Origin of the sequence: Mesorhizobium carmichaelinearum (genome assembly GCF_900199455.1) — a bacterium.
Lineage (GTDB): Bacteria > Pseudomonadota > Alphaproteobacteria > Rhizobiales > Rhizobiaceae > Mesorhizobium > Mesorhizobium carmichaelinearum.
Map to the genome: position 1 here is coordinate 1 of NZ_FZQR01000218.1, position 244 is coordinate 244.

General features: G+C 67.6%; 1 pseudogene. It reads left to right on the forward strand.

Going from position 1 to position 244, the window contains the following annotated elements:
* Nucleotides 1-127: pseudogene (locus CKW40_RS42675) on the forward strand (3,4-dihydroxyphenylacetate 2,3-dioxygenase); the annotation flags it as partial.
* Nucleotides 128-244 lie beyond the last annotated feature (117 nt).

Consider the following 244-nt stretch of genomic DNA (forward strand, 5'->3'; position numbering starts at 1 on the left):
GGACCCGCAACGACAGACACTGTGGGGCGCGCCAGCCCCAAAAAGCTGGTTCGAGGAAGGCAGCAGCTTTGCCGGTGCCACCGCGCGCCAGCCGGATTTGACCGCGTCGCCGATCGTGGCGCCGTAGGGCTCCAACCTCGCCGATATTCAGCATCACCATCGGCGGAGCCGCACCATGAGACACCCACGGCTCGCCACCTTCACGGCCGGCGGCAAGGCGCGCTATGGCGCGGTCACCACAAAG